We start from the raw sequence: 23607 nt of genomic DNA, 5'->3' as shown, positions 1-23607 counted from the left end.
AGGTGGGACTAAATCATGGCTGAAGAACAAATGGTTACTTTTTCGTTAGGTTCGGAAGAATTTGGAGTCGATATTATGAAAGTCCAAGAAATTATCCGGATTCCTCCTGTCACCAGGGTACCGAAGGCCCGGAGCTATATTGAGGGTGTCATCAACCTGCGCGGGAATGTCATTCCGATTGTTAATCTCAGGTCCCGCTTCGGTATGCCACCTGGGGAAGAAACCGATTTAAGCAGGATCGTTGTTCTGCAAATCGACAATAGGGTGTTTGGCATTATGGTTGACAGTGTAACAGAAGTGCTGTGGTTGGACAGCGAAGCGATAGAACCACCCCCGCCGATTGCACTTGGTATGGATTCAAATTACATCCGTGGAGTTGGCAAGATAGGTGAAAGACTGCTCATCCTCCTGAAGCTGGATCAACTTATGGGTGGAGATAGCATGAATGAACAAATTGCTTAAGCCGATTAAGGTCCTGATTGTCGATGATTCACCTTTCATCAGGATGTCGCTGAAAAAAATTCTAAGCAGTGATCCGGCTATTCAAGTAATAGCTACTGCACAGGACGGAAAAGAAGGAATATTAAAGCTTCAGGACCTGAAACCGGATGTTGTAACCATGGATGTCGAGATGCCGGTGATGAACGGCTTAGAAGCCTTGGAAGAAATTATGCGCTGGCAGCCGATGCCGGTCATTGTGTTAAGTTCTGTAACAACTGACGGCACTAAGATGACGATGAAAGCTTTTGACCTTGGCGCTGTTGATGTTGTTGCCAAACCCTCTGGCAAAGAGGGAAATGATCTCTCAGCCCTGGCTGAAGAGATTGTTCTGAAAATAAAGAGTGTCGCCGGGGTAGATACTACTCGTTTGAACAAAAAAAACTTGGGATCTGCGCCACCGCTTGTCAAACAGCAAATACAGCCAATTGGCTGCAAAATAGAAATTGTTGCGATTGGTACTTCGACGGGCGGACCAAGTGCCCTGCAGAATGTTCTGAGCAAACTGCCCAAAAATTTTCCGGTTCCCGTAATCGTCGCCCAGCATATGCCGGCTGGATTTACGGCTCCCCTGGCTTCCAGGCTGAACAGCATCTGTGAGGCCACAGTGAAGGAAGTCGAACACGGTGAGCTGCTTAAAGCAGGTACCATTTATATCGGACAGGCCGGGAAACAGTTTCAGGTGGCAAGAAACAGCAGTGGACTTACCGCGAATGTCACTACGGAATCACCGATTGCCACACTTTACAAGCCCTCTGTTGATGTAATGTTTCTGTCTCTGGCGAAAGAGGTCGGAGCCGGTGTGCTGGGTGTCGTGATGACAGGAATGGGGAATGATGGTCTGGCAGGCATGAAAGCCTTGAAGGCCAAAGGGGCTTATGCAATTGCCGAATCTGAAAAGACCTGCATCATCTACGGCATGCCCCGCTCCATTATTGAAGCGAAACTAGCCGATAGAATCGAAATGCTTTCCGATATCGGGAGCACAATTTTAGAGTGTGTGAAAAGGAGGTAGTAATAATATGGGTCTGTTTACCGGTATGAATATCAGCGCCTCGGGTCTTACTGCCCAAAAACTTAGGCTTGACCTGATATCCAATAATATTGCCAATATCAATACAACCAACACAGGACAAACAACTGTGGCCGGTAACCCCATTCCTTATCAGCGCGAAGTTGCCGTCTTTTCTTCTCGTCCATCTGAAACGGATTTTGCAGATGTATTTAAGGATACCCGTACCAAGTTAAGAAGTGAAGGGGTTCAGGTCACTGCTGTTATTCAGGATGATAATGAATTCAGACTGGAATACGATCCGGATAATCCGGATGCGGCCCAAACAGCCGAAGATGGAATCCCAGTCGGATATGTACGCTATCCAAATGTGACCCTCGTAGAGGAAATGGTTGATATGATTTCAGCTAACAGGTCTTATGAAGCGAATGTAACCGCCCTTAATGCGAGTAAAGCCATGGCTTCCACAGCCCTCGGGATTGGAAAGGGGTAAAAAATGAGTAATGCGATTGAGCCTCTGACGATGATTGTTCCGCTTTCCCCATTGGATAATAAAATAAACTCTGAAGCTTCCAAAACGAACAATGCCAATGGTTCCGCTGATTTTTCTTCTTTCCTGAGTGAAGCGCTTGATAAGCTTGAGAATGTGCAGTCTGAAGCTGAACAGGCTGCGGCAGATTTGGCTACGGGTCAAGTTGATGACTTTCATACACCGGTCATTGCCATGGAAAAAGCCAGCCTGGCTTTAGGGCTGGCGGTTACTGTGCGCAATAAAGTTGTTGATGCTTATAATCAAATCATGCAGATGCAAATCTAATCTGGGGGGAAAGGTAGTTGAATTTTTCCTTAACGGAAATACTAGATGCTGTACGTAATTTTTGGAAAAAACTGACCGGCCCGCAAAAGATTATTCTAGTCGCCGCACCGGTTATTGTTGCAACTGCTTTGATTACACTTATCTTTTGGGCAAGCCGTCCGGAGTATACCGTTCTGTTTTCCGATTTAAAAACCGAGGAAGCCGGAGCGATCACGGAGGCGCTGAAAGGATTAGATGTTCAATATCAATTGGCGGATGGGGGTTCAACTATCGAGGTTCCTCATAAGAATGTTGCAGAAGTTCGGCTGCAGTTGGCCAATCAAGGCCTTCCCAGTGAAAGCACCTTCAGTTTTGATTATTTGAATGAGATGAGAATCGGTGAAACTGACGAAGACCGTAAACTGAGGTATATATTGGGATTGCAGACCGAACTGGAACAAACAATCGGAACGCTTGACGGTGTGGAATATGCAAGGGTTCATATTGTTATGCCTGAAAACGCCCTGTTTTCCGAGCAGCAGGAAGCTACAACCGCTGCTGTAACGATCAAACGAAAGTACGGAAAGGAGATGTCGGAAGATCAGGTAAGGGCAATCGCGAACCTTTTATCCTATTCGGTCGAAGGGCTCAGCATTGATAAAGTGACAATTGTCGATACGAACGGCAATGTCTTATCCGATATTCTCGGAAGCAGCACTTCGCCGCAGAAATTATCCGCGACCCAGCTTCAAGTTCAGCAAACGTATGAAAACGATATCCAAAGTTCTGTGCAAACGATGCTGGATAAAGTGTTTGGGGCGGGTAATACCATTGTCAGGGCTAACGCAACTCTCGACTTCGATCAAAAGAAGATTACCAGTCAGAAAAGTGAAGACGGGGCTGTTACCAGCCGGCAGGAAGTATCGGAGAAAAGCAGTAGTACTTCTGCTAATGGGGGTGTTGCTGGTACGGAGACTAATGTGCCTGGATATCCGGTTACCGGCCAAAGCGGTACGACTTCAACTTCAGAAAAAAACAGTCTGACAGAGAATTTTCAGCCAAGTGTGACCCAGGAAGAAACGATCGTAAGTCCCGGACAGATCAAAAGATTGACTGTGTCTGTCCTGGCCGATTCGGATAGTGTAACAGATGAACAGCTTGATAACATCAAGAATATTGTTTCTTCCGCTGTTGGTTATAATCAGGATCGTGGTGATGTGATTGAGGCGGCCAGACTGCCTTTTGAAAAGACGACGGCGCTTGAGAAGCAGGCGGCGATAGAAGAAGCTGCCCGCAAGGCCCAAATTCTACTGTATGCGGAGATTGGTGGAGGCGTATTGCTGGCGATTATTCTTCTGATTGCAATCTTAAGGTCCAGATCGAAAAAGAAAGAATTGGCGATCGAATCGATGGATATGGCAGATGGATCCAAATTTGTTACACTGCAGGAGGCTGAACAGATCTTGGCCTCACAGATTGAGGCTGAACGTCAGGCCGACTTAAAACTGGCACGGAAGAGAGCCAAAACTACGGAAGAAATTGAAAAAGAGAAGATCCGTCAAGAAGTTGAAAAATATACGATGGAAAATCCGGATGATGTGGCAAGATTAGTCAAAACCTGGCTGACTGAGGAGCAATAAGGATGAGCAGCGGAATTTTTACGGGATTACAAAAAGCAGCAGTACTACTAATTACCTTGGGTCCGGAAAGATCTTCGGAGATCATTAAATTTCTTTCTGAGCCGGAGATCGAGCAGCTTACGCTGGAAATGTCCAATATGCGCAAGGTGTCTGAGGAACAGAGAGACTCGGTCGTTGATGAATTTCATAAAATGTGTCTGGCCAGCAATTACATTGCGCAGGGCGGCATCGAATATGCCAGGGATGTATTAGAAAGGGCTTTGGGACAGCAAAGAGCGTTTGATATTATCGGACGCCTGTCCTCTTCTTTGAAGATGCGTCCGTTTGACATTGTCCGTCGTACGGACGCCAAACAGCTGTTTTCTTTTATCCAAGGTGAGCATCCGCAAACGATTTCTTTAATTATGACACACCTTCCACCGGACAAAGCGGCTACGATTTTAGCGAGTCTGCCGCAGGACCTGCAGGCGGAGGTCACAAAAAGGATTGCCCTGATGGGAAGAACAAGTCCGGAAGTGCTGAAAGAAATAGAGAAGGTGCTTGAAAACAAAATCTCTAATCTTGCCCCGACCGATTATACTTCATCAGGGGGGATGCAGTCCGTTGTTGATATGCTTAACCGGACAGATCCCGGTACGTTGAAAGCCGTCATGGATGTTCTAGAAATGGATGATCCGGATCTCGCCGAACAGATTAAGCGCCAGATGTTCGTGTTTGATGATGTCATCCTGCTTGACGATCGTTCTGTTCAGCTGGTACTGCGAGAAGTCGAAACCAAGGATCTTGCCTTGGCACTGAAAGGTTCCAATGAAGACGTCACACAGAAGATTCTCACGAATATGTCCAGCAGAGCTGCAGGTATGCTGAAGGAAGATATGCAGTTTATGGGCCCCGTTCGGCTGCGTGAAGTTGAAGAGGCCCAGCAGAAGATTGTCAAAGTTATTCGTAAGCTGGAGGAAGCTGGAGCGATTGTAATCTCCAGAGGTGGTGCAGATGAAATTATCTACTAAAACCTCAGTTTTGAAGAGCAAGATTATTGAAATTACTTCTCCGCGGATTCTAGAATCACCTGATCCGGAGATATATCGAAATAGGACCAATGTATATGATGCTTCCTCTGCCTTGGCTGTGCTGTCCGTTAGTGAGGATTATACGCTCATAGAGCAGTATGTGACTGAAACGGCCCCGGTTGCAGAGGAAGACTGGGGGCCAGAGGTTTCCGATATCCTGGCAAAGGCTAGGGCTGAAGCCGATGAGCTAATTGCCGAAGCTCAAAAAACATCGACTGAAATCATTGAAAATGCTCGAAAGGAAAGTGAAGCCTTAACCATCGAATATCAGGAAAAGGTCAAGAGCGAGATTACACCTGTCGCTTTTGCAGAAGGTTATAATAAGGGACTTGAAGAAGCTCAGTCTCGGGCAGACTTGATTACACAGCAGGCAACAAACTATCTAGACATGGCTCAAAAGGTCCTGACGGATGAATCTAATAGAGCAGACAGGGAACTGGCAGACCTTTGTCTGAAGATTTGCAGCAAAATTATTCATACTTCATTAGACATTGATCCTGAACTTCTTTTGGGCATCATTAAGAATCTTACCTTGCTGCCTAGTGACAAACAGAGCATAAAGATCCACCTGTCCAGTAGAGATTGGGATTGGTATAAAAATCTCCCGTCTGAGTACAAGCCTAGCTATCCGGTCATTATTGATGAAACAATCAAGGCCGGAGATACATTTTTGGAATGCTCCGAAGGGATATTTGATGCTCGGATTGAACTTCAGCTGGAAAAGATAGAAAAATACCTCAAGGGGGAGTTGAAGTATGGCCGACTGGAAGGCGCTGGCCCGGAAAATTGAACAATACGAGCCAATCTCAGTCTGTGGATTAGTCTCTAAAATCAGTGGCCTTTTGGTTGAAGCGGATGGCCCGAGAGTTAGCGTCGGGAAATACTGCCATATTATGGCTTCCAACTTCAAAGCGATTCCTGCTGAGGTCGCTGGCTTCAGAGGAACAAAAACCCTGCTTATGCCTCTCGGGGAGCTGGAAGGGGTAGCCCCGGGTGATAAGGTGGTCCCTCAGGATGAAACGCTGAATGTCAAAGTCGGTCCTGAATTGTTAGGAAGAATCCTTGACGGACTTGGTCAGCCGCTTGATGGTAGACCCTTAAATACGGATCAATTGTATCCACTTCATAATAAGCCACCCAGTGCATTGTTCAGACCGCGTATTTGTGAGCCTCTGAACGTTGGGGTCAGAGGCATCGATGGGCTGCTGACAATGGGCAGAGGCCAAAGAATGGGGATATTTGCCGGATCAGGTGTTGGTAAAAGCACGCTATTAGGGATGATGGCACGGAATTCGGAAGCCGATGTGAACGTGATTGCGCTTGTTGGGGAACGCGGGCGGGAATTGCGGGATTTTATGGAGAAAGACCTTGGAGAAGAAGGTCTATCTCGGTCTGTGATCGTTGTCGCGACATCAGACCAACCTGCTCTCGTCAGACTGAAAGCTGCCTTCACGGCAACTGCGGTCGCCGAATATTTCCGCGACAAAGGTAAAAATGTATTGTTCATGATGGACTCCGTGACCCGTTTTGCAATGGCCCAGCGGGAGATAGGCTTAACGATCGGAGAACCTCCGGCAACCAGAGGATATCCTCCGTCGGTATTTGCCATGCTGCCAAAATTGTTAGAAAGGGTCGGTTTATCTGAAAAAGGCAGTATTACAGGGATCTATACCGTCCTTGTTGACGGTGATGACCATAATGAACCTATTGCGGATGCCGTAAGGGGAATACTGGACGGCCATATTGTTTTGACGAGGGAACTGGCGGCGAAAAACCACTATCCATCTATCGATATCCTGCAATCCATCAGCCGCTTAATGAGCGATGTTGCGGATCCGCAGGTCAGGGAACTCGCCGGGAAAATTCGGGAGCATCTTGCAGTCTACCATGAAGCCAAGGACTTGATTGACATCGGTGCTTATGTGGAGGGAAGCAGCAACCGGATCGACCAGGCTATCAAGCATCATGAAAAGATACGCGCTTTCGTCTGTCAGAATACGGATGAAAAATGCTGTTTTGATGAAATGTTGAGCTTTATGAAAGATATTTTTGAAGAGAGCGATAAGGATAAGTGATGCCATTCAAATTTCGTTTAGAGGCTTCTCTGCGACTGGCCAAGCAGGAAATGGATATTGAGCAGGGGTTGTTGGCGCAGGCGCTCAGAACGCTGCACCACTTGACTGAACAAAGGGATCTCCAGAAGCAGCTTCTGAACGAGGCCTACGAGAAACAAAAAATAGCCTGTCTTGAAGAGCCACAGATACTGAACTTATGGCAAAGATACTGTTATGATCAAAAAAATATTTTGCTGAAGCGAGAAAAAGAAGTCGAAGAACAAAATATTCGAGTCGAAAAACAAAGGGAAAAGCTGCTGGAGTGCCGAATTAAAACAGAAAAATACAAAAGGCTTAAAGAGAAAAAAATAAGACTTTTTTATATAGCACAATTAAAAAAAGAACAATCTGAAATTGATGAGATTGCCCAGAACCTTAGAGGCTGGAAATGACAGGAGGATTGATGTGATTTATTTGACAAGACTGAACAACAAAGAATTTACAATAAACCCAGACTTGATTGAGACGGCGGAGGCTACCCCCGACACGGTTATTACACTGACCACTGAAAAGAAGTACGTCGTCAAAGAATCCATTGATGAGCTCATAGAAAGGATTGCAGAATTTCGAAGACGCTGCCATCCAGAATTCAGAGGAGGAACCCGCAGTAATGAAAATTAAAAAAATTATCGTACCCCTTATCTTTATTGTTATCGGAGCAGGGCTTGGCGTAGGCGGCACGATTGTTAAAGATAAAATCTTCCCGGGTTCCGGTTCAGGCGCCGCTCAGGTCGAAAAAGTTACGGAGGAAGTTGGACCACTGATTGAAATGAAAGACGAATTTATGATCAACCTCGACGGAGGTGGAATGATAAAGACGAATATTGTACTGGAAGGCGTGAACAAGAAATCCCAAGAGAAGATTACAGCAAAAGAAATATTCTTGAGAGACCGTATCATTTCCGTGATTGGATCAAAAGGAATTGACGATGTCCGGACAAATGCAGGACGTGAAAAACTCAAAGAGGAGCTGCTGACCGAGCTGAATAACGTCTGCGGTGACCAGGTCAAAGAAGTATTGTTCAAAGATTTCATGTATGATTAACAAATCTCAAACGGATTAAAGGAGGGGGGATTGGATGGGTGAAGTATTATCCCAAGCGGAAATTGATGCTTTGCTAAATGCATTGTCAGACGGTTCAGTTGATGAAGAAACCATAAAAATGTCCAGCCCTCATAAAATCAAAGTTTATGATTTTAAAAGGCCCAACAAGTTTTCCAAAGGACAGTTGAACTCCTTGCTGAATATTCATGAAAATTTTTGCCGTTCATTAGCGACTTTTCTGGCAGGAAACATGCATACTGCCGTAGATGCCAAAGTGCTGTCTACCGAGCAGGTGACTTATGACGAATTTATTCGTTCTCTGCCCTATCCGACCATCCTTGGAATTTTCAGCATGCCGCCGCTGGAAGGGAACGGGCTGCTCGAACTCAGTCCTTCACTGGCCTTTATTCTGGTAGACCGACTGCTAGGCGGCCATGGTATGGAACCGGCCAAAAATCGTGATCTGACGGAAATTGAGCGAAAAATCATTATCAGCCGGCTAAGCAAGATTGTCCAATTAATGGGGGAAGCCTGGGCTGAAATTTTTGAAGGGAATCCTCAGTTGGTTAATGTGGAGACAAATTCCCAATTTACCCAGATTGTTGCGCCAAATGAAATGGTGGTTGTCGTGACCATGGAGGTGAAGATTGAAGAGCAGTCGGGGATGATTAATGTTTGTCTTCCTTATATTGTTATGAAACCGATTTTGGAAAAATTGAATAATCTTCTGCTGTTCTCTTCCGGAGGGAAGGTCATATCCCCTGAGGAAAGGGAGTTGATCCGCCAAAAGATTGAATGGGCTAGAGTACCGATGAAAGCCGTTATCGGCAAAGCCCAGATCACCGTACAGGATCTAATCAATTTGGAACGTGGGGACGTGATCCCTCTGAATCAAGGCATCAAGGATCCTCTTGCTGTCTACGTCGGAGAATACATCAAATTCAGAGGAATGCCTGGCTTATTTGGAAACAGAATGGCAGTGCAGATTACGGATGTCATTAAAAAAGGGGGGAATGAGGATGGGTAACGGAATGCTTTCGCAGGAGGAGATAGATGCCTTGCTGTCCGGCTCAATGGATATCAGTTCCCAAGAGGTTGACGAGCCTGTTTCACGTAACAGCCAGACAATTCAGCTTACCGATATGGAAAAAGACGCCATGGGAGAAATTGCAAATATATCGATGGGGACAGCCGCAACAACTTTATCTCAACTTGTCGGAAAGCGCGTAGAGATAACTGCTCCAAAAGTCGAACTGACCACAGCACAGAAAATATTCGAAGATTATCCCGTGCCGCATGTTCTCATTGATGTCAAATATAAAAAAGGGATTGAAGGATCCAATATGCTGGTTCTTTCCCGCGAAGACGGTTCCATTATTGTGGATCTGATGATGGGGGGGCCGGCAAGAGCCCGACAAATGAACTATCCGATATCCAGTTAAGCGGTATCTCAGAGGCAATGAATCAAATGATGGGATCGGCAGCCACATCTATGTCCACAATGTTCAATTCGGTTGTGGACATCACGCCTCCCCGTGTCATCGTAGCGGAGGAGGATGATGAGGTTTATGAGTTAAGCAAGAATCTGAATGCCGATGAACCATTGATCAGAGTTTCTTTTAGAATGATCATTGAAGGAATCATTGACAGCGTTCTGATTCAGGTACTCCCGTTTGAAGTTGCCAAAGGCATGGCCGACAAGCTTCTGGGACAAATGTACGCGGCACCCGCTCAGGAAACAGTATCGGAACCGCAGCCCCAGTATACTGCACCGGCCGCGCCGGTACAGCTTGAGCCGCATATTCCGAAACCTCAGGCTCCGCCTCCTTCACCGATGGAGACAATATGGCAGCCGCCTGTGGATTTTCCTTCCCAGAAGGTTCAGCCGACCTTTGTGCAACCGGCGCAGTTTGCACCGCTTTCTTCGGGGGGACTCGCAGCTCTGCCGAGCAATCTGGGTCTGATTTATGATGTTCCGCTCCAGGTCAATGTTGAGCTCGGTAAAGCAATAAAAACGATCAAGGAAATCCTGGATTTGGGTCCCGGATCCGTCGTTGAACTTGACCGCCTGGCAGGCGAACCGGTCGATATGATTGTCAACGGCAAACTTATCGCCAAGTGTGAAGTTGTCGTAATCAACGAGACCTTTGGAATCCGTATTACAGAAATTGTAAATCCAAATGAAAGAATTGACACATTAAACTAGATCGAGGAGGAAGCGTAGTGGGGAAAACAGTTTTGCTTGTTGATGACGCTGCTTTTATGAGAATGATGCTTAAAGATATCCTGGCCAATAATGGATATCAGGTTGTCGGTGAGGCAGAAAATGGGATGGTTGGCGTCGACAAATATATGGAATTGAAACCGGATATCACGGTAATGGACATTACAATGCCCGAAATGGATGGGCTTCAGGCTGTGAAAGAGATTAGAACCAAGGATCCGCAGGCCAAAGTTATCATGTGCAGTGCAATGGGTCAGCAGGCCATGGTTATTGAAGCCATCCAGTCTGGAGCAAAAGATTTTATTGTCAAGCCTTTCCAGGCGGAAAGAGTACTCGAAGCGATTGCCAAGGCGCTGAAATAGCCATGAACGGATATGAAAATCAGCCTTATCCGGGTGCTTCAGAAGCTGCAGCATCAGCGACAACCGTGACGGAACCTTTTTCCTGGGCTGGTCTGATCGGGATGATTGTCGTCTTTCTGATTATTCTCGTCGTCGCCCTATGGCTGATGAAACGTCTGAACCGCTTCTCATTGCGCAATATTCAGTCGCCGTGGGTAAGAGTCCTTGACCGGCAGGTCTTAAACGGTCAACAGGCCCTGTATCTGGTCGAAATTGCCGGTAAGATCCAGGTACTTGGCGGGACGGATCATCATATCACAAAGGTGGCCGAGATTGACGATCTTGATGTTGCTGCTGAAATTCTTGAGGAAATTGCCCGACAACCGCAGGAAAAAATGGACAGATGGATGTCCGGCATCTGGAAGAGGTTAAGAAGGAAGCAAAAGAATGAACCGTTCTCTGCTGAACTTGAGTACTATCTCAAGGAGGAGAAAAAATGAACATAACACTTGATGTAGGGCAGACCGGCTCAGCGGTTCAGATCCTTTTACTTGTTACTGTCCTTTCCTTTGCACCGGCTATTCTGGTATTAATGACTTCTTTCACCCGGATTGTTGTCGTTTTATCTTTTGTCCGTAATGCACTGGGAACACAAACGTTGCCCCCTACCCAAGTCATTATCGGACTTTCCTTATTTCTTACTTTTTTTGTCATGATGCCAACATTCAACCAAATCAATACCAATGCGCTTCAACCTTACCTGCAAAGCCAGATAACGAAGGAGGAAGCCCTGGACAAAGCCCAACAGCCGTTACGAACGTTTATGTTTAAACAAACCAGAGAAAAAGATCTGGCGTTGTTTGTGAATATGGCAAAAATTGAGCAGCCCAAAACATATGGGGATATTCCGACGTATGTTTTAATTCCGGCTTTTGTCATTAGTGAATTAAAGACGGCTTTTCAGATGGGTTTTGCGATTTTTATTCCTTTTATTATTATCGATATGGTCGTATCGAGTACGCTGATGTCAATGGGGATGATGATGCTGCCTCCGATGATGATTTCCCTGCCGTTCAAGATATTGCTGTTTGTTCTGGTTGACGGATGGTCATTGGTGGTGAAGTCTCTGGTTTCAAGTTTCAGTTAAATGGATTTCCAAGAAATTTGCCAGAGGTGAAACGGAATGTCTGAGAATCAAATTCTTGCTATGGCTAAAGAAGCAATAGCGATAGCAGTCATTGTTGGTGGACCGGTCCTAGCGGTAAGCCTGCTTATCGGTCTTATTGTGAGTATTTTCCAGGCCATGACGCAAATACAGGAGCAAACGCTGTCCTTTATTCCGAAATTATTGGGAGTTGCCGTGATTCTGCTTATCTTGGGCCCCTGGATGCTCAATGTCATGACCACTTACACGGCAACGCTCTTTACTGAGATTGCCACATATGCCCGGTATTAAAAGCAGCCCAATGGAGGAAGCAACTTGAACCTGTCTGATTACTTACAGTGGAATCTTACTTTATTCATGCTTATTTTTTCCCGCTGGGCAGGAATGGTCATGCTTGCTCCGGTGTTCGGCGCAAAAGGCGTTCCGGCAATGATAAGACTGGGTCTCGCCGCGGGACTGTCCATTGTAGTATATCCGCTGATTCAAGCCCAAAATCCCGTTATACCGAATGCATTACTCCCTTTGATTGGGATACTGGTGAAGGAGACGCTTCTGGGCCTTACGATAGGATTCATTATCAACTTGCTTTCCATGGTCATGCAGGGAGCTGGGCAGCTAATTGATTTTCAGCTCGGGTTTATGACCGGAAATGTTATCGATCCGATCAACGGTATGCAAAGTCCGATGACGGGAAGTTTTCTGGCGATGATTGCAACGATGCTGCTTTTGGCCACAAACTCCCATTACTATATCATTGCTGCTGTGACCAAAAGTTATGAGTTTCTGCCGATTAATCCTGCCGGGGTGAACTATGGCGCAGAATTTTTTATTGAAATTACCGGGAAGGTCTTGAGTTTATCGCTCCAGATTGCGATGCCGGTCTTTGGTGCCATATTACTAGCGGATGTCGGTGTCGGCCTTTTAGCGAAGATCGTACCGCAGCTGAATATGTTTTCCGTGATATTTCCGGTAAAAATCATTTTTGGCTTGGCCATGTTGTATTTAATGATTGCTTTCTTTGGAGATACGGTATCCAGAGTCTTCGATATTACGATGCAGTGGATTTTTGAACTGTTCAGGGGGTGGAGTGTATAGCTGAAAAAAGGTTTCCGGCGACTCCCAAGAAAAAGCAGGACGCCCGTAAAAAAGGCCAGATACTTAAAAGTCAGGAACTGACTTCGGCGGTAATGCTTCTGGCAATTATCGGGTTGCTGAAAATATGGCTGCCATATGTGTTCCAAAGGTTAGCTAACATTTTTACGTATACAGCAAGTCTTTCCGTGGACTGGAATATTCAGTCCCTCTGGAAGGTTGTCATCGATGTTTCATGGCAGTGCCTGCTGATCCTGGCACCGGTATTTGCTGTTGCACTGGTCATCGCCATCGCCGTAAATTTTCTGCAGACGGGGCCGGTGTTCATTACCGAACCTATGATCCCGAAATTCTCAAGAATGAGTCCTGTTGAAGGGGTCAAAAGAATGTTTGGTCTAAAGGCTCTGGTCAATTTGGTTAAGTCCTTGTTCAAAGTGCTGGTAATTGGTTATTTTCTTATCGATGTTATTCGAAAAAACATTGATGTATTTCCGGCACTGCAAGGAGCTGAAGTTGGTCAGTCCCTCATTTTCCTAAGTGGGTTGTTGTTTGAAATGGCCTGGAAAATAGCCCTGGCCTTTCTGGTTATTGCATTTGCTGATTTTCTTTATCAATGGTGGGACTATGAGAAAAACCTCAGAATGTCTCAGGAAGAAATCAAAGAAGAATACAAACAGACTGAGGGAGATCCACTTATCAAGAGCCAGATTAAGAAACGCCAGCGTATGATGGCCATGCGTAGAATGATGGAGGACCTCAAGCAGGCCGATGTCGTTATTACGAACCCGACACATTATGCAGTCGCCCTAAAATATGATACAGCCAAATATCCTGCTCCCTATGTCGTCGCCAAAGGGCAGAATGAAATAGCTTTAAGAATCAAGGCGGTTGCCGAGGAAAACAACATTGTGATTATGGAAAACAAGCCTTTGGCTAGAACGCTTTATTCCCAGGTTGAGCTTGGGCAGTCCGTGCCAAAGGAACTATACAAGGCAGTCGCCGAAGTCCTCGCGTTTGTCTTCCGTCTTAACAAAAAGAGACGATCCTATTCAGCGTAGCGGGAGCCGGTACCATTATGCCGGGGCAAGTCTGCATGCCACAATTCCGCTTTCGGCCATTGCGTCCTCCTTGACGCAAAAGGCCGCGCTACCGCCATCCAGGCTCCGCTCGCCGCGGAACTGTGGCACGCAGACTGATCTTATGCTTATTAGGGTCTAGCTTTTTTGCCCCGAATTGAACGTAAGCTCATTCACGCAGGTTTGTATGCCATTGTGGAATTATGTACTTGCAGATCCATTCCAAGCTATGAGAACATGCAAACAGTAAACTTCTTGAAGAAATACCCAAAACAAAGATAGCTTCAGAGATAAGTCTCCGTAATATATAGCCAGCGTCAGTGGAGCATGGAGTGCGTAGCGCGGCCTTTTGCGTCAAGGAGGACGCAATGGCCGAAAGCGGCTATATATTACGGAGACCTACCCGAAAAGCGATTTTTCTTTAGCCAATAGTATAATAGATATATTCAAGGATCATTATTGAAAACACAGAATCAAGCAAAGGAGGATACTGCATCATGGCCACGACAACTCGCGCTGGTAGATTAGCAAGAAATACGGATATTATCGCAGCCATCAGCATCGTCGGCATCATTGTTGTCATGGTCATTGGCGTGCCCGCAGGTTGGCTTGATTTTCTTATTACCTTAAACATTACAGGATCAGTTCTGATTCTTCTGCTGGCTGTCTTTACAAAGGATCCACTGGAGTTTTCCGTACTGCCTTCCTTGCTGCTAACCATGACACTATTTCGACTGGCCTTGAACCTTTCCACGACGAAACTGATTTTACTCGAGGCTGAGGCGGGGCAGGTCATTCAGCAGTTTGGAGAGTTTGTTATTCAGGGAAATCCGATTGTTGGCTTTATTGTGTTCTGTATCCTGGTCGTGGTACAGTTTCTGGTCATTACCAAAGGCGCGGAACGCGTATCCGAAGTCGGGGCCCGCTTTACCTTGGATGCAATGCCCGGGAAGCAGATGAGCATTGATGCCGACCTGAACGCCGGGATCATCACGGATCAGGAGGCCAGAACTCGAAGACTGAATATCCAACAGGAAGCAGATTTTTACGGTGCGATGGACGGCGCTAGCAAATTTGTCAAAGGAGATGCCATTGCGGCAATCATAATCCTGCTAATTAACATTATCGGCGGCTTTATTATCGGAATGGTAACCAAGGGTATGGCGGTTACCGATGCTCTATACACCTATACGCTGTTGACGATCGGAGATGGGCTGGTAACCCAGATCCCGGCGTTGCTGATTTCAACGGCTACTGGCCTTGTCGTAACCCGAGCCGCATCAGACAGTAACCTTGGGCAGGATTTGGCCAAACAGCTGTTCAGGATGCCAAAGGCGCTCTATATTACTTCCGGCGTATTGGTAGCTCTCGCCATTTTTGGTATGCCCCAGGTACCCATGCTAATGTTTGCCGCCGCTACTGGCGGAATGGGCTACTACCTTCAGCGCAACACTGCTCAGGCAGCCAAGAAAGAGTCGGAGGCGGCCGTTAGAAGCGATATTGACGAGACTAAGAAGCCTGAAAATGTTATGAATATACTTGGAATTGATCATATGGAACTGGAAATCGGTTATGCGCTGATTCCTCTGGTTGACGCCGGTCAGGGCGGGGACCTTCTGGACAGGATTATTCTGATCCGCAGGCAGCTGGCCGGTGAACTCGGATTTATCGTTCCAGTGATCAGGGTCAGGGATAATATGAATCTACAGCCGAATCAGTATACGATCAAACTAAAAGGTGCGGAGGTTGCTTCCGGGGAATTGATGACCGATCATTACCTGGCCTTTAGTGGGGGAATCGAAGATGATTCCATTCAGGGCATTCCAACCAAAGAGCCAGCCTTCGGTCTTGATGCCAAATGGATTAACGCGTCGGTCAGAGAGCAGGCTGAACTTTCTGGGTATACCGTTGTCGATGCACCGACTGTACTGGCAACCCATTTAACGGAAGTTCTAAAAACGCATGCCCATGAGATTATTAGCCGACAGGATGTGAAGAAACTAATTGATCATACCAAGGAACAGTCACCGGCAGTTGTCGAAGAGCTTATCCCCGACCTTCTCAGTCTGGGGCAGGTTCAGAAGGTACTCAGCAACCTGCTGAGGGAAAGGGTATCGGTTAAAGATCTGGTGACGATCCTGGAAACGCTTGCCGATTGTGCTCCTCTGACAAAAGATATGGACAGACTCACCGAATATGTCCGGCAGAGTTTGGCCCGCCAGATCGTACAACCCTTTCTGAATCCTCAAAAAAAATTGCCGGTAATTACACTTGAGCCCAAGATTGAGCAGATGATTTTGGATAATCTTCGCCCCTCGGACTTCGGCAGTTATGTGAATATTGACCCGAATGTCATACAGAAGCTCTTAAAAAGGATAGGCGCACAAGTAGAAAAAATTATGCTGCAGGGACACAATCCTGTAATGTTGTGTGCTCCTATGGTCAGGATAAGTTTAAAAAGAATGACAGAGCGTCAACTTCCTCACCTGGTCATCCTGTCTTATAATGAACTTGTACAGGGAATAGAGGTTCAGGCTCTTGGAATGGTGGTGTTGGATTAATGAGGGTGAAACGGTTTGTCGGTGACAATGTGGCAGATACAATGGGGAAGATCAAACGGGAGCTTGGATCCGAGGCAGTGATTCTGCAAACCCGCCAGATTAAAGAAGGTGGATTCTTAGGCTTTTTTGCGCGTACAAAAGTGGAAATTACCGCAGCGATTGAAGAAAGACAGCAAAATCATACCTTGATGAAGTCAGCGGAGGATGAACCTGTCAAAGTCGTTAATACGGATGTGATAAAAAAGGCCTATGAAGCTTACAGAGAAAAAGAGAATGAAAATACGAGAGAACAAAGTATTCCCGATGATGCCCAGTCCGAAATTAAACAGATGCACAATATTTTAAAAGAAATTAAGGGGCATATCACCAAAGGGGACTTAAGCAGCAGTGCCGAATCCAAACGCTACTCCGACTGGATCAATTTTCTGACGGTTAGAGGAGCCAGCAGAGAGACTGCCGCTGAGCTGCTTGAACCTATCAGAAACGATCTTGCCGAAGACCAGTGGGAAAACAATACAAAAGTATTTGAGCTGTTGAAAAATCAAGTCGAGAGATTATGTTCAAATACCGAGGTTATTAGGCCAAGCAAATCCAGGACACTGGTGGTCGCAATGGTAGGGCCAACCGGAGTCGGGAAAACAACAACCATCGGGAAACTTGCAGCAGGTTTCAGCATCATTGAAAGAAGAAAGGTGGCGCTGGTAACAGCCGACACATTCAGAGTAGCAGCAGTCGAACAGCTCAGAACTTTCGGAGAAATTATCGGTGTTCCAGTTGAAGTTGTTATGACGCCGGAAGGGTTAAGAGAAGCGATTAACATCCATGCCGACAAAGAGCTTATTTTTATTGACACAGCCGGACGCAGTCCACAGCACGACCTTCATATGGACGAACTGGAAGCTTTTCTGGACAAGGCCAAACCTGACCTGACAATGCTTGTCATGAGTGTCACAACCAACATGACAGACCAGATGAAAGTTTACCAAAGGTTCAATAAGTTATCCACGCATCTGATCTTAACAAAGCTGGATGAGAGTTTTTCGCTCGGTTCCATACTTGACCTTCTGGCAAAGACCGATTTGCCTGTTGCATATTTAACAAACGGACAGAATGTCCCGGATGATATTGACGCAGCCACTTCCGAGAAACTAACCCGGTACGTTCTTGGGGAGGATAATCCATATGCATGACCAAGCAAGTATACTCAGGCAGATGGCGAGTGAAAGAGAAGTTGCAATGCCAAGAAATATGCGGGTCATTGCAGTCAGCAGTGGCAAAGGTGGTGTGGGCAAGACTAGTTTTGTGGTGAACCTGGCGCTTGCTCTGACCGAATACAATTACAGGGTGATTATTCTTGACGGAGATCTGGGACTGGCCAATGTCGATGTTGCTTTTGGGATCACGCCGAAATACAATATTAAACACCTGCTGACTGGTGAAAAAAGAATTGAAGATATTCTTTACCCGATTGGTAAAGGAATCAAAGTATTGCCTGGAGCATCTGGAATGGTAGAGCTCGCGAATTTGGACAGGGGACAGCTGAAAAATGTTCTTGTTAATCTTGGCCGCCTCGAAAAAATGGCAGATATCCTACTGATTGATACAGGAGCTGGCTTAGGACATACTGTACTGAACTTTATCAGCGCTGCGGACGATGTCATTCTCGTTTTGACGCCGGAACCGCCTTCCATGACCGATGCTTATGGACTGATTAAATCAATCAAAGGTCCAACCGGAAGAGTGAATCTTAACATTGTTGTGAACCGGGTCAAAAGTGAGACCGAAGCGAAGCAGGCCTATGAAAGACTGGAGCATGCAGTTACGAAGTTTCTGGGGATGCCCATCAGTTTATTGGGATGGATTTACGACGACCCATCAGTCGGACGTTCCGTGATGGAACAGAAACCGGTCGGGTTATCGAATCCTGAAAGTTATGCCTATCGCTGCGTACAATGGATCGCCGGAAATGTTGCAGGCGTATATATGCAGCCTCCGACTCAAAGCAGCGGAATCAGAGGATTTATTTCTTCTCTACTGAAATTGAAATAACGAGATGAAGATAGCGTCAGACATCAAACGATGTGACTAGCCTGGTCAGAGCTATTTGGGGAGTGATGAAGATGCTTTATAAAGACAAAGTATATGAAGGCTTAAGTGTCCAAATTGTTGTCCCTGAAGGAGAATATCAGGGCAGATATAAGACCAGGGTAGAAGAGGTTGGGCAGAAAATCATAACCATCGGGGTACCGGTCGCTGACGGCCAGTTTATTCCGCTCCGAGAAGGAACGCGGCTGGAAGTGGTATTTGTCGACGACCTGTCGGCGTATTCCTTCTCGACTGTCTTGATCAAAAGGTTTTCTGTTCCTATTCCAACGTTTATTATAGAATTTCCCGAGAAAATATCTAAAGTTCAAAGAAGAAAATATGTTAGGGTCCAGGTGGTTAGTCCTCTCCAATACAGGATAGTGGAGAAAAACGGTTTAGGGATAGAGCAGAAAGGATTTATGCATGATTTGAGTGGTGGTGGTTTGCTTTTCCACGCTAGAGAATGTATACCTGAAAAGACACCTGTCGTTGTTGAGCCCATGATTATGGATAGTCCGATGCAGATTCCGGCAGTAGTGGTACGCTGCATCAAAGAAGATGAAAAAGAAACGTATCTTGTTTCCGTCGAATTTTATGAGATTTCTGAAAGAACGCGTGATAAAATCATTACCTATGTATTTGAGCTTCAACGAGAGATGCGTAAGAAAGGACTGGTTTGAACATGGAGATATCTGCAATTAGGCTGGAAGCTTTAAAGGAAATTGGAAATATAGGTTCCGGGCATGCGGCGACATCGCTTTCTAAACTGCTGCAGGCAAGAATAGACATGTCCGTGCCGAAAGTATGGCTTGTCCCGCTCGAAAAACTCAGCGAGGCGCTAGGTGAATACGATACCGTTCAGGTGGCGCTTTATCTGAAAGTCGAGGGGGACGCACCCGGAAAGGCTATTTTTGTCCTCCCGATTGAAAGCGCCAGGGTCATAGCCCAAAAACTGCTTTCGCTTTCAGAACGTCCGGATATTTTCAGTGACGAAATGGCGCAGTCGGCGTTGCAGGAAGTCGGAAATATTCTGGTGAGTTCCTTCATCATCGCATTGTCCAAGTTTTCCGGAGTCCTGCTACATCCGTCAATTCCGGCTATAGCTATTGACATGGTCGGCGCGATTATTGACAGCGTCCTGCTGGAAGAAGGAATGGTTGATGACGATGTTTTGATCATTGATACGAAATTATCCGGGGTTAAAGAAGTGGAAGGGAAATTTTTCTTTATTCCTAGTAAAGGTTCTCTTGACAAATTGTTGGGAGTATTTGGTATATGAGCAAGACGATCATTGTAGGAATGGCTGATTACAAAGTGGAAAAGGCGCCTGACAAGCTGATGACGGCAGGCCTCGGTTCGTGTATCGGGATATGTGTTTATGATTCGTTATCCCAGATTGGGGGAATGGCCCATATCATGCTTCCTAACTCTTTGGAGAGCCTTCAGGGCAATCCGATGAAGTATGCCGATACATGCCTGGCCATGATGCTCGAGGAAATGTTTAAGCTTGGGGTTATGAAATCGAGACTCAAAGCTAAAATGGCCGGTGGGGCTCAGATGTTTTCGTTTGGAAATAAGGCACCACTCTTGAAAATTGGAGAGCGCAACGCCCAGTCAGTGGAACAGGAATTAAAAAAGGCCGGGATTCCGCTGCTCGTCCATGATGTCGGCGGCAATTTCGGGCGAACGATCACTTTTGACATTCAATCCGGCGATTTGCATGTGAGGACCATTAACCATGGGGAAAAGGTGATCTAATGGCAGAGCCAGAAAGAAAACTAGAAAAAAACGCATTTAGACTGTCGGTTATCAGTGCCGGAATCGTTCTGGTATTCTCCATATTCAACGGTTATCGTTATCCTGCTATCATACTACGAACCGCGCTGGCCTTTTTGTTTATTTATCTCTTGGGCAAAGGGCTTATTCTGTTATGGAACAAGGTCTCTCCTCCGGTCAAAGAAGAAAGACCACCTTCCAAAATTGATATCTTCCTTGGGGATATGGAAAGTCAGGACGAAAATGCCCCGAATAAGACGGGGCAGCCTGCAGAGAGCCTTCTGTCACTAAAAAAACGGGTTCCGGGCCAAATCAACAACCAGATCATGGATCATTTACCGGATGCCGCAGCCAGAGCGGAGATTGTCAGAAAAATGGGCTGGGGTGATGATCAGTAAGGAGGTGTATGCTGCATGTATAAAGGACAATATGATACACCCAAACAAGCTGTATGGACAGAAGAGCATTTAGAAAAATTCTTGCCGCTCGTGAAAAGGATTGCAGGCCGGCTAGCCATGTCTCTGCCAGAGCATATTGATCAGGAGGATTTATTTGGGTACGGCGTATTTGGCTTACTGGATGCGCTTCAAAAATTTGATCCTTCTCGCGGCGTAAAATTTGAAACGTATGCAACGTTACGAATCAGGGGTTCGATTATTGATGGATTAAGAACGATGGATTGGGTTCCGCATTCAGCGCGCCAGAAGGTCAAGCAGGTTGCGCAGGGTTATGCCTGGCTGGAGAACCAGCTCGGGCGCAGCCCAACCCTGGAAGAAGCAGCCCGGCACCTCGATATTTCCGTTGAGGAATTGAATGCGACCCTGCTGCAGGCACAGTATATGACACTCGTGTCGCTTGAAGATGTCAATTCCAACGATAACGAGGATATCATCAGTTCACCTCTTGATCTGATTATTGACCCGAGCTCGCAGGATTCGTTTGGCCAGATCGAAAAAGAGGAACAGAAACAGATTTTGACAGAAGCCATTGAGAAATTATCGGAGAAAGAGAAGCTGGTGGTCGCTTTATATTATCGGGAAGAACTGACTTTAAAAGAGATATCGGCGGTGATGAATTTATCGGAATCCCGGATCTCACAAATTCATTCTCAGGCCATCTTACGATTACGAGGCTATCTGGGAAGACAGAAAAAGAATATTTTCTAAACCATTTTGGAGGACAAAATGGTTTTTTTATTTGGCAGAGACTAAAGTTTAGGCCAAAATGTGCCGATATACTGAATAACAGTACACAGGAGGTGAAAGGATGAATGTAGCGAATGTTTTGACGCCTGTTAATGTTGAAGGAACAAAAACTGATTCTGCAGCAGGAAAAGAAGGTAAGGGCATTGACCAGAACAACCTTCTGTTTGCGCTTTTTATGCAGAAATTGAATCCTTCCAATAAGGCTGATAAACAAATTCTTGGAGAATTGGCGGAAGCTGGTCCGGATTCCGATTCAGGAGAAGTCACCATTTCCGACGGGACTGTTTCGGAACTGAGCACTTATTTGCAAATTCTTCAAAACCTATTTCCGGCTGGCATGGAGGCCACTTCCGGATCAAATGGAGATCAAAATAGTTCCCTGGTATCAGGTTTAGCACTGAAAGGAAACGATGCTGCCTGGATGATGCTCGGACAAGCCTTGCAAGAAGTTCTTTCCTCAGGCGCAGGGCAAGCCGATAAGACTATGACCAATGGCGAAGGGTTACACCTCGGGAACTACCTGCAGGCTTTCGGACTTAAAGGGATTTCTGGTTCGACGGCCGATTCTCTCGATCCAGCGGAGTTGGATGATATATTAGGATATTTAAAAGAACTCTCTGGGAAAATTGTTTCACAAAAAGACAAAAATTATCAAGCAACAGAACCTTCGGATACGAATGCGAAGCTGCTCAACTGGCTGTCCGACAAATTATCTCTGATTCAAGATAAGAACAGAGCGGACAATTCTACCGCAACAGCTCAGAATATAACCACTCAGAATACAACCACTCAGAACACCTTGAGCGGTGTTGCAGCGGCGGAAGATTCTGCAAAAAACAAGCAGAATTTATCTTCTTCGGGAAACAACTCTCAAAACGATTCAATGGACAGCTCAATAGATCCGAACCAGATACTGGTTTCAGGAGACAAGACTGATGTTGTGCTTACCAGCTCAGCAACTGGCGTAAGCAGTGTCAAAGCAGGATTGGTCAATCCAGGTGCGGTTTGGGACCAGGTTTTGGGCATCCTGAATAAACAGGATCTGAATTCTCAGGAGATTAAGGAGATCTCTATTCAGTTGCAGCCGCAGGACCTTGGAAAGCTGAATGTATCCATGAAGCTGGAAAATGGGCAGTTGCATCTAATCATCAATGCTTCTGAACAGGCTACGGGATCGTTGCTTCAGAACAACCTGCAGGATTTACGGAACGGCCTGGCGCAGATCGGTGTTTCGTGCGGAACTCTTGAAATGGGTTACCGCCAGAATGACCAGCAGTCTTCGCAGGACAGGAATGACTACCGCAGTCAGCAGGAAACAGCCTTAACCCTTCAAGAAGAAGCAAGCAGTATTTTACCGGTATTTACGTCTTACCTGACGACAAATAACCAGGGTAATCGAATTAATGTCAGTGTCTGAAACGAGGAGGAAACCATGACAAGCGTTTATAATGTAACCGGTACAACTTCGGATACAGCCGCGACTAAAGGCACAAGCACCGGCACCAACAGTACCGACAGTACGTCTTTAGATAAGCAGGCCTTTCTTCAGCTTTTGGTTGCTCAGCTGCAAAACCAGGATCCAATGTCTCCGATGGATAATAGCCAGTTTGTTGCTCAGCTTGCCCAATTCAGTTCTCTTGAACAGCTCTCAAACATGGCAACGGCGATGGATGAGCTGAAAGAAAGCATGGTTACGTTGAATAGCCAGTCCCTGCTGACGCAGGGAGCGGCTATGATCGGCAAAGAAGTCACTTGGGCCGATAGTGATGGGGCATCGCAGAGCGGTACCGTCACTTCGGTGAAATGGGCAGACGGTTCGCTGGCTCTGGTGGTCGGGGAAACTGAGTTATCTCTGGAAGATATTAGTGAGATTAAAGGGTCTGCTGCAGCTACACCATAAGCAAATG

28 protein-coding genes and 1 pseudogene are annotated in these 23607 nt (G+C 46.1%); all 29 read left to right on the top strand.

What is annotated here, in order from left to right; translation table 11 throughout:
- Positions 1 to 15 precede the first annotated feature (15 nt).
- The 29 genes and pseudogenes from C1I38_RS07585 to C1I38_RS07445 all read left to right on the top strand — a co-directional run bounded on the left by C1I38_RS07585 (position 16) and on the right by C1I38_RS07445 (position 23600).
- A complete protein-coding gene (locus tag C1I38_RS07585; protein WP_020491869.1) occupies positions 16 to 462 on the top strand; it encodes a chemotaxis protein CheW in 447 nt (148 codons plus the stop codon).
- Positions 446 to 1513 (top strand): chemotaxis response regulator protein-glutamate methylesterase, encoded by a 1068-nt coding sequence (locus C1I38_RS07580; RefSeq protein ID WP_020491870.1) that lies wholly within the window; start codon positions 446 to 448, stop codon positions 1511 to 1513. Before C1I38_RS07585 ends, C1I38_RS07580 begins: the two co-directional genes overlap by 17 nt.
- A 7-nt stretch (positions 1514 to 1520) precedes the next feature.
- The gene (gene flgC, locus C1I38_RS07575) at positions 1521 to 2003 is read left to right on the top strand and encodes a flagellar basal body rod protein FlgC (protein WP_020491871.1); all 483 of its coding nucleotides are present in this window, start codon (positions 1521 to 1523) and stop codon (positions 2001 to 2003) included.
- A gap of 3 nt (positions 2004 to 2006) precedes the next feature.
- Entirely contained in the window at positions 2007 to 2327 is a 321-nt protein-coding gene (gene fliE, locus C1I38_RS07570) for a flagellar hook-basal body complex protein FliE (RefSeq protein ID WP_020491872.1), read from the top strand.
- Positions 2328 to 2344: 17 nt separating this feature from the next.
- A complete protein-coding gene (gene fliF / locus C1I38_RS07565) occupies positions 2345 to 3946 on the top strand; it encodes a flagellar basal-body MS-ring/collar protein FliF (protein WP_020491873.1) in 1602 nt (533 codons plus the stop codon).
- A gap of 2 nt (positions 3947 to 3948) precedes the next feature.
- The gene (gene fliG / locus C1I38_RS07560) at positions 3949 to 4956 is read left to right on the top strand and encodes a flagellar motor switch protein FliG (RefSeq protein WP_020491874.1); all 1008 of its coding nucleotides are present in this window, start codon (positions 3949 to 3951) and stop codon (positions 4954 to 4956) included.
- Positions 4940 to 5806, top strand: a complete 867-nt coding sequence (locus tag C1I38_RS07555; RefSeq protein ID WP_119774507.1) for a FliH/SctL family protein — start codon at positions 4940 to 4942, stop codon at positions 5804 to 5806. Before fliG ends, C1I38_RS07555 begins: the two co-directional genes overlap by 17 nt.
- Complete coding sequence (gene fliI, locus C1I38_RS07550; RefSeq protein WP_131929842.1) at positions 5772 to 7091, top strand: flagellar protein export ATPase FliI; 1320 nt, start codon at positions 5772 to 5774, stop codon at positions 7089 to 7091. Before C1I38_RS07555 ends, fliI begins: the two co-directional genes overlap by 35 nt.
- Positions 7091 to 7522, top strand: coding sequence for a flagellar FliJ family protein (locus C1I38_RS07545; protein WP_020491876.1), 432 nt, complete (start codon positions 7091 to 7093; stop codon positions 7520 to 7522). The genes fliI and C1I38_RS07545 overlap by 1 nt, the downstream gene beginning before the upstream one ends.
- Before the next feature lie 13 nt (positions 7523 to 7535).
- The gene (locus tag C1I38_RS07540) at positions 7536 to 7751 is read left to right on the top strand and encodes a flagellar FlbD family protein (protein ID WP_083916770.1); all 216 of its coding nucleotides are present in this window, start codon (positions 7536 to 7538) and stop codon (positions 7749 to 7751) included.
- Complete coding sequence (locus C1I38_RS07535) at positions 7741 to 8175, top strand: flagellar basal body-associated FliL family protein (protein ID WP_026156374.1); 435 nt, start codon at positions 7741 to 7743, stop codon at positions 8173 to 8175. The genes C1I38_RS07540 and C1I38_RS07535 overlap by 11 nt, the downstream gene beginning before the upstream one ends.
- A gap of 34 nt (positions 8176 to 8209) precedes the next feature.
- Positions 8210 to 9202, top strand: coding sequence for a flagellar motor switch protein FliM (gene fliM, locus C1I38_RS07530; protein WP_020491878.1), 993 nt, complete (start codon positions 8210 to 8212; stop codon positions 9200 to 9202).
- A pseudogene (gene fliY, locus C1I38_RS07525) lies at positions 9195 to 10381 on the top strand (flagellar motor switch phosphatase FliY). The gene fliM and the pseudogene fliY overlap by 8 nt, the downstream one beginning before the upstream one ends.
- A 17-nt stretch (positions 10382 to 10398) precedes the next feature.
- Complete coding sequence (locus tag C1I38_RS07520; protein WP_020491880.1) at positions 10399 to 10761, top strand: response regulator; 363 nt, start codon at positions 10399 to 10401, stop codon at positions 10759 to 10761.
- A gap of 2 nt (positions 10762 to 10763) precedes the next feature.
- Entirely contained in the window at positions 10764 to 11240 is a 477-nt protein-coding gene (locus tag C1I38_RS07515) for a flagellar biosynthetic protein FliO (protein ID WP_026156376.1), read from the top strand.
- The gene (gene fliP / locus C1I38_RS07510) at positions 11237 to 11887 is read left to right on the top strand and encodes a flagellar type III secretion system pore protein FliP (protein WP_020491882.1); all 651 of its coding nucleotides are present in this window, start codon (positions 11237 to 11239) and stop codon (positions 11885 to 11887) included. Before C1I38_RS07515 ends, fliP begins: the two co-directional genes overlap by 4 nt.
- A gap of 36 nt (positions 11888 to 11923) precedes the next feature.
- Entirely contained in the window at positions 11924 to 12196 is a 273-nt protein-coding gene (gene fliQ / locus C1I38_RS07505) for a flagellar biosynthesis protein FliQ (protein WP_015043585.1), read from the top strand.
- Between the two features lie 24 nt (positions 12197 to 12220).
- Positions 12221 to 13000 carry a flagellar biosynthetic protein FliR gene (fliR, locus tag C1I38_RS07500; protein WP_020491883.1) on the top strand — a complete coding sequence of 260 codons (780 nt, stop codon included), beginning with the start codon at positions 12221 to 12223 and terminating at the stop codon, positions 12998 to 13000.
- The gene (gene flhB / locus C1I38_RS07495; protein ID WP_020491884.1) at positions 12988 to 14055 is read left to right on the top strand and encodes a flagellar biosynthesis protein FlhB; all 1068 of its coding nucleotides are present in this window, start codon (positions 12988 to 12990) and stop codon (positions 14053 to 14055) included. Before fliR ends, flhB begins: the two co-directional genes overlap by 13 nt.
- 515 nt (positions 14056 to 14570) lie before the next feature.
- Entirely contained in the window at positions 14571 to 16634 is a 2064-nt protein-coding gene (flhA, locus tag C1I38_RS07490; RefSeq protein WP_020491885.1) for a flagellar biosynthesis protein FlhA, read from the top strand.
- Entirely contained in the window at positions 16634 to 17824 is a 1191-nt protein-coding gene (flhF, locus tag C1I38_RS07485; protein ID WP_020491886.1) for a flagellar biosynthesis protein FlhF, read from the top strand. Before flhA ends, flhF begins: the two co-directional genes overlap by 1 nt.
- Positions 17817 to 18683 (top strand): MinD/ParA family protein, encoded by an 867-nt coding sequence (locus C1I38_RS07480; RefSeq protein ID WP_020491887.1) that lies wholly within the window; start codon positions 17817 to 17819, stop codon positions 18681 to 18683. The genes flhF and C1I38_RS07480 overlap by 8 nt, the downstream gene beginning before the upstream one ends.
- Before the next feature lie 71 nt (positions 18684 to 18754).
- Entirely contained in the window at positions 18755 to 19399 is a 645-nt protein-coding gene (locus tag C1I38_RS07475) for a flagellar brake domain-containing protein (protein ID WP_026156378.1), read from the top strand.
- Positions 19400 to 19401: 2 nt separating this feature from the next.
- Positions 19402 to 19998 (top strand): chemotaxis protein CheC, encoded by a 597-nt coding sequence (locus tag C1I38_RS07470; RefSeq protein ID WP_020491889.1) that lies wholly within the window; start codon positions 19402 to 19404, stop codon positions 19996 to 19998.
- A complete protein-coding gene (locus tag C1I38_RS07465) occupies positions 19995 to 20477 on the top strand; it encodes a chemotaxis protein CheD (RefSeq protein ID WP_020491890.1) in 483 nt (160 codons plus the stop codon). Before C1I38_RS07470 ends, C1I38_RS07465 begins: the two co-directional genes overlap by 4 nt.
- On the top strand, positions 20477 to 20893 hold the full coding sequence (locus C1I38_RS07460) for a hypothetical protein (protein ID WP_020491891.1): 417 nt from the start codon (positions 20477 to 20479) through the stop codon (positions 20891 to 20893). The genes C1I38_RS07465 and C1I38_RS07460 overlap by 1 nt, the downstream gene beginning before the upstream one ends.
- A gap of 15 nt (positions 20894 to 20908) precedes the next feature.
- Entirely contained in the window at positions 20909 to 21661 is a 753-nt protein-coding gene (locus C1I38_RS07455; protein ID WP_020491892.1) for a FliA/WhiG family RNA polymerase sigma factor, read from the top strand.
- 100 nt (positions 21662 to 21761) lie between these two features.
- Positions 21762 to 23117, top strand: coding sequence for a flagellar hook-length control protein FliK (locus C1I38_RS07450; RefSeq protein ID WP_020491893.1), 1356 nt, complete (start codon positions 21762 to 21764; stop codon positions 23115 to 23117).
- Positions 23118 to 23132: 15 nt separating this feature from the next.
- Positions 23133 to 23600, top strand: coding sequence for a flagellar hook capping FlgD N-terminal domain-containing protein (locus C1I38_RS07445; protein ID WP_020491894.1), 468 nt, complete (start codon positions 23133 to 23135; stop codon positions 23598 to 23600).
- Positions 23601 to 23607: the final 7 nt, after the last annotated feature.

The sequence above is a fragment of the Dehalobacter sp. 12DCB1 genome, from assembly GCF_004343605.1.
Classification (GTDB): Bacteria; Bacillota; Desulfitobacteriia; order Desulfitobacteriales; family Syntrophobotulaceae; genus Dehalobacter.
The sequence above is the reverse complement of the archived record's forward strand: the minus strand, read 5'-3'. Positions and strand labels throughout refer to the sequence as shown.

Bases quoted from the DNA above. Each gene is read 5' to 3' on its own strand.
- fliI (WP_131929842.1), top strand. From the start codon at position 5,772: ATGGCCGACTGGAAGGCGCTGGCCCGGAAAATTGAACAATACGAGCCA.
- C1I38_RS07465 (WP_020491890.1), top strand. From the start codon at position 19,995: ATGAGCAAGACGATCATTGTAGGAATGGCTGATTACAAAGTGGAAAAG.
- C1I38_RS07450 (WP_020491893.1), top strand. From the start codon at position 21,762: ATGAATGTAGCGAATGTTTTGACGCCTGTTAATGTTGAAGGAACAAAA.
- C1I38_RS07585 (WP_020491869.1), top strand. From the start codon at position 16: ATGGCTGAAGAACAAATGGTTACTTTTTCGTTAGGTTCGGAAGAATTT.
- C1I38_RS07580 (WP_020491870.1), top strand. From the start codon at position 446: ATGAACAAATTGCTTAAGCCGATTAAGGTCCTGATTGTCGATGATTCA.
- C1I38_RS07515 (WP_026156376.1), top strand. From the start codon at position 10,764: ATGAACGGATATGAAAATCAGCCTTATCCGGGTGCTTCAGAAGCTGCA.
- C1I38_RS07445 (WP_020491894.1), top strand. From the start codon at position 23,133: ATGACAAGCGTTTATAATGTAACCGGTACAACTTCGGATACAGCCGCG.
- C1I38_RS07535 (WP_026156374.1), top strand. From the start codon at position 7,741: ATGAAAATTAAAAAAATTATCGTACCCCTTATCTTTATTGTTATCGGA.
- C1I38_RS07475 (WP_026156378.1), top strand. From the start codon at position 18,755: ATGCTTTATAAAGACAAAGTATATGAAGGCTTAAGTGTCCAAATTGTT.
- C1I38_RS07480 (WP_020491887.1), top strand. From the start codon at position 17,817: ATGCATGACCAAGCAAGTATACTCAGGCAGATGGCGAGTGAAAGAGAA.
- C1I38_RS07470 (WP_020491889.1), top strand. From the start codon at position 19,402: ATGGAGATATCTGCAATTAGGCTGGAAGCTTTAAAGGAAATTGGAAAT.
- flhA (WP_020491885.1), top strand. From the start codon at position 14,571: ATGGCCACGACAACTCGCGCTGGTAGATTAGCAAGAAATACGGATATT.
- C1I38_RS07545 (WP_020491876.1), top strand. From the start codon at position 7,091: ATGCCATTCAAATTTCGTTTAGAGGCTTCTCTGCGACTGGCCAAGCAG.
- fliM (WP_020491878.1), top strand. From the start codon at position 8,210: ATGGGTGAAGTATTATCCCAAGCGGAAATTGATGCTTTGCTAAATGCA.
- fliQ (WP_015043585.1), top strand. From the start codon at position 11,924: ATGTCTGAGAATCAAATTCTTGCTATGGCTAAAGAAGCAATAGCGATA.
- C1I38_RS07460 (WP_020491891.1), top strand. From the start codon at position 20,477: ATGGCAGAGCCAGAAAGAAAACTAGAAAAAAACGCATTTAGACTGTCG.
- C1I38_RS07555 (WP_119774507.1), top strand. From the start codon at position 4,940: ATGAAATTATCTACTAAAACCTCAGTTTTGAAGAGCAAGATTATTGAA.
- fliE (WP_020491872.1), top strand. From the start codon at position 2,007: ATGAGTAATGCGATTGAGCCTCTGACGATGATTGTTCCGCTTTCCCCA.
- fliG (WP_020491874.1), top strand. From the start codon at position 3,949: ATGAGCAGCGGAATTTTTACGGGATTACAAAAAGCAGCAGTACTACTA.
- fliP (WP_020491882.1), top strand. From the start codon at position 11,237: ATGAACATAACACTTGATGTAGGGCAGACCGGCTCAGCGGTTCAGATC.
- C1I38_RS07455 (WP_020491892.1), top strand. From the start codon at position 20,909: ATGTATAAAGGACAATATGATACACCCAAACAAGCTGTATGGACAGAA.
- flgC (WP_020491871.1), top strand. From the start codon at position 1,521: ATGGGTCTGTTTACCGGTATGAATATCAGCGCCTCGGGTCTTACTGCC.
- flhF (WP_020491886.1), top strand. From the start codon at position 16,634: ATGAGGGTGAAACGGTTTGTCGGTGACAATGTGGCAGATACAATGGGG.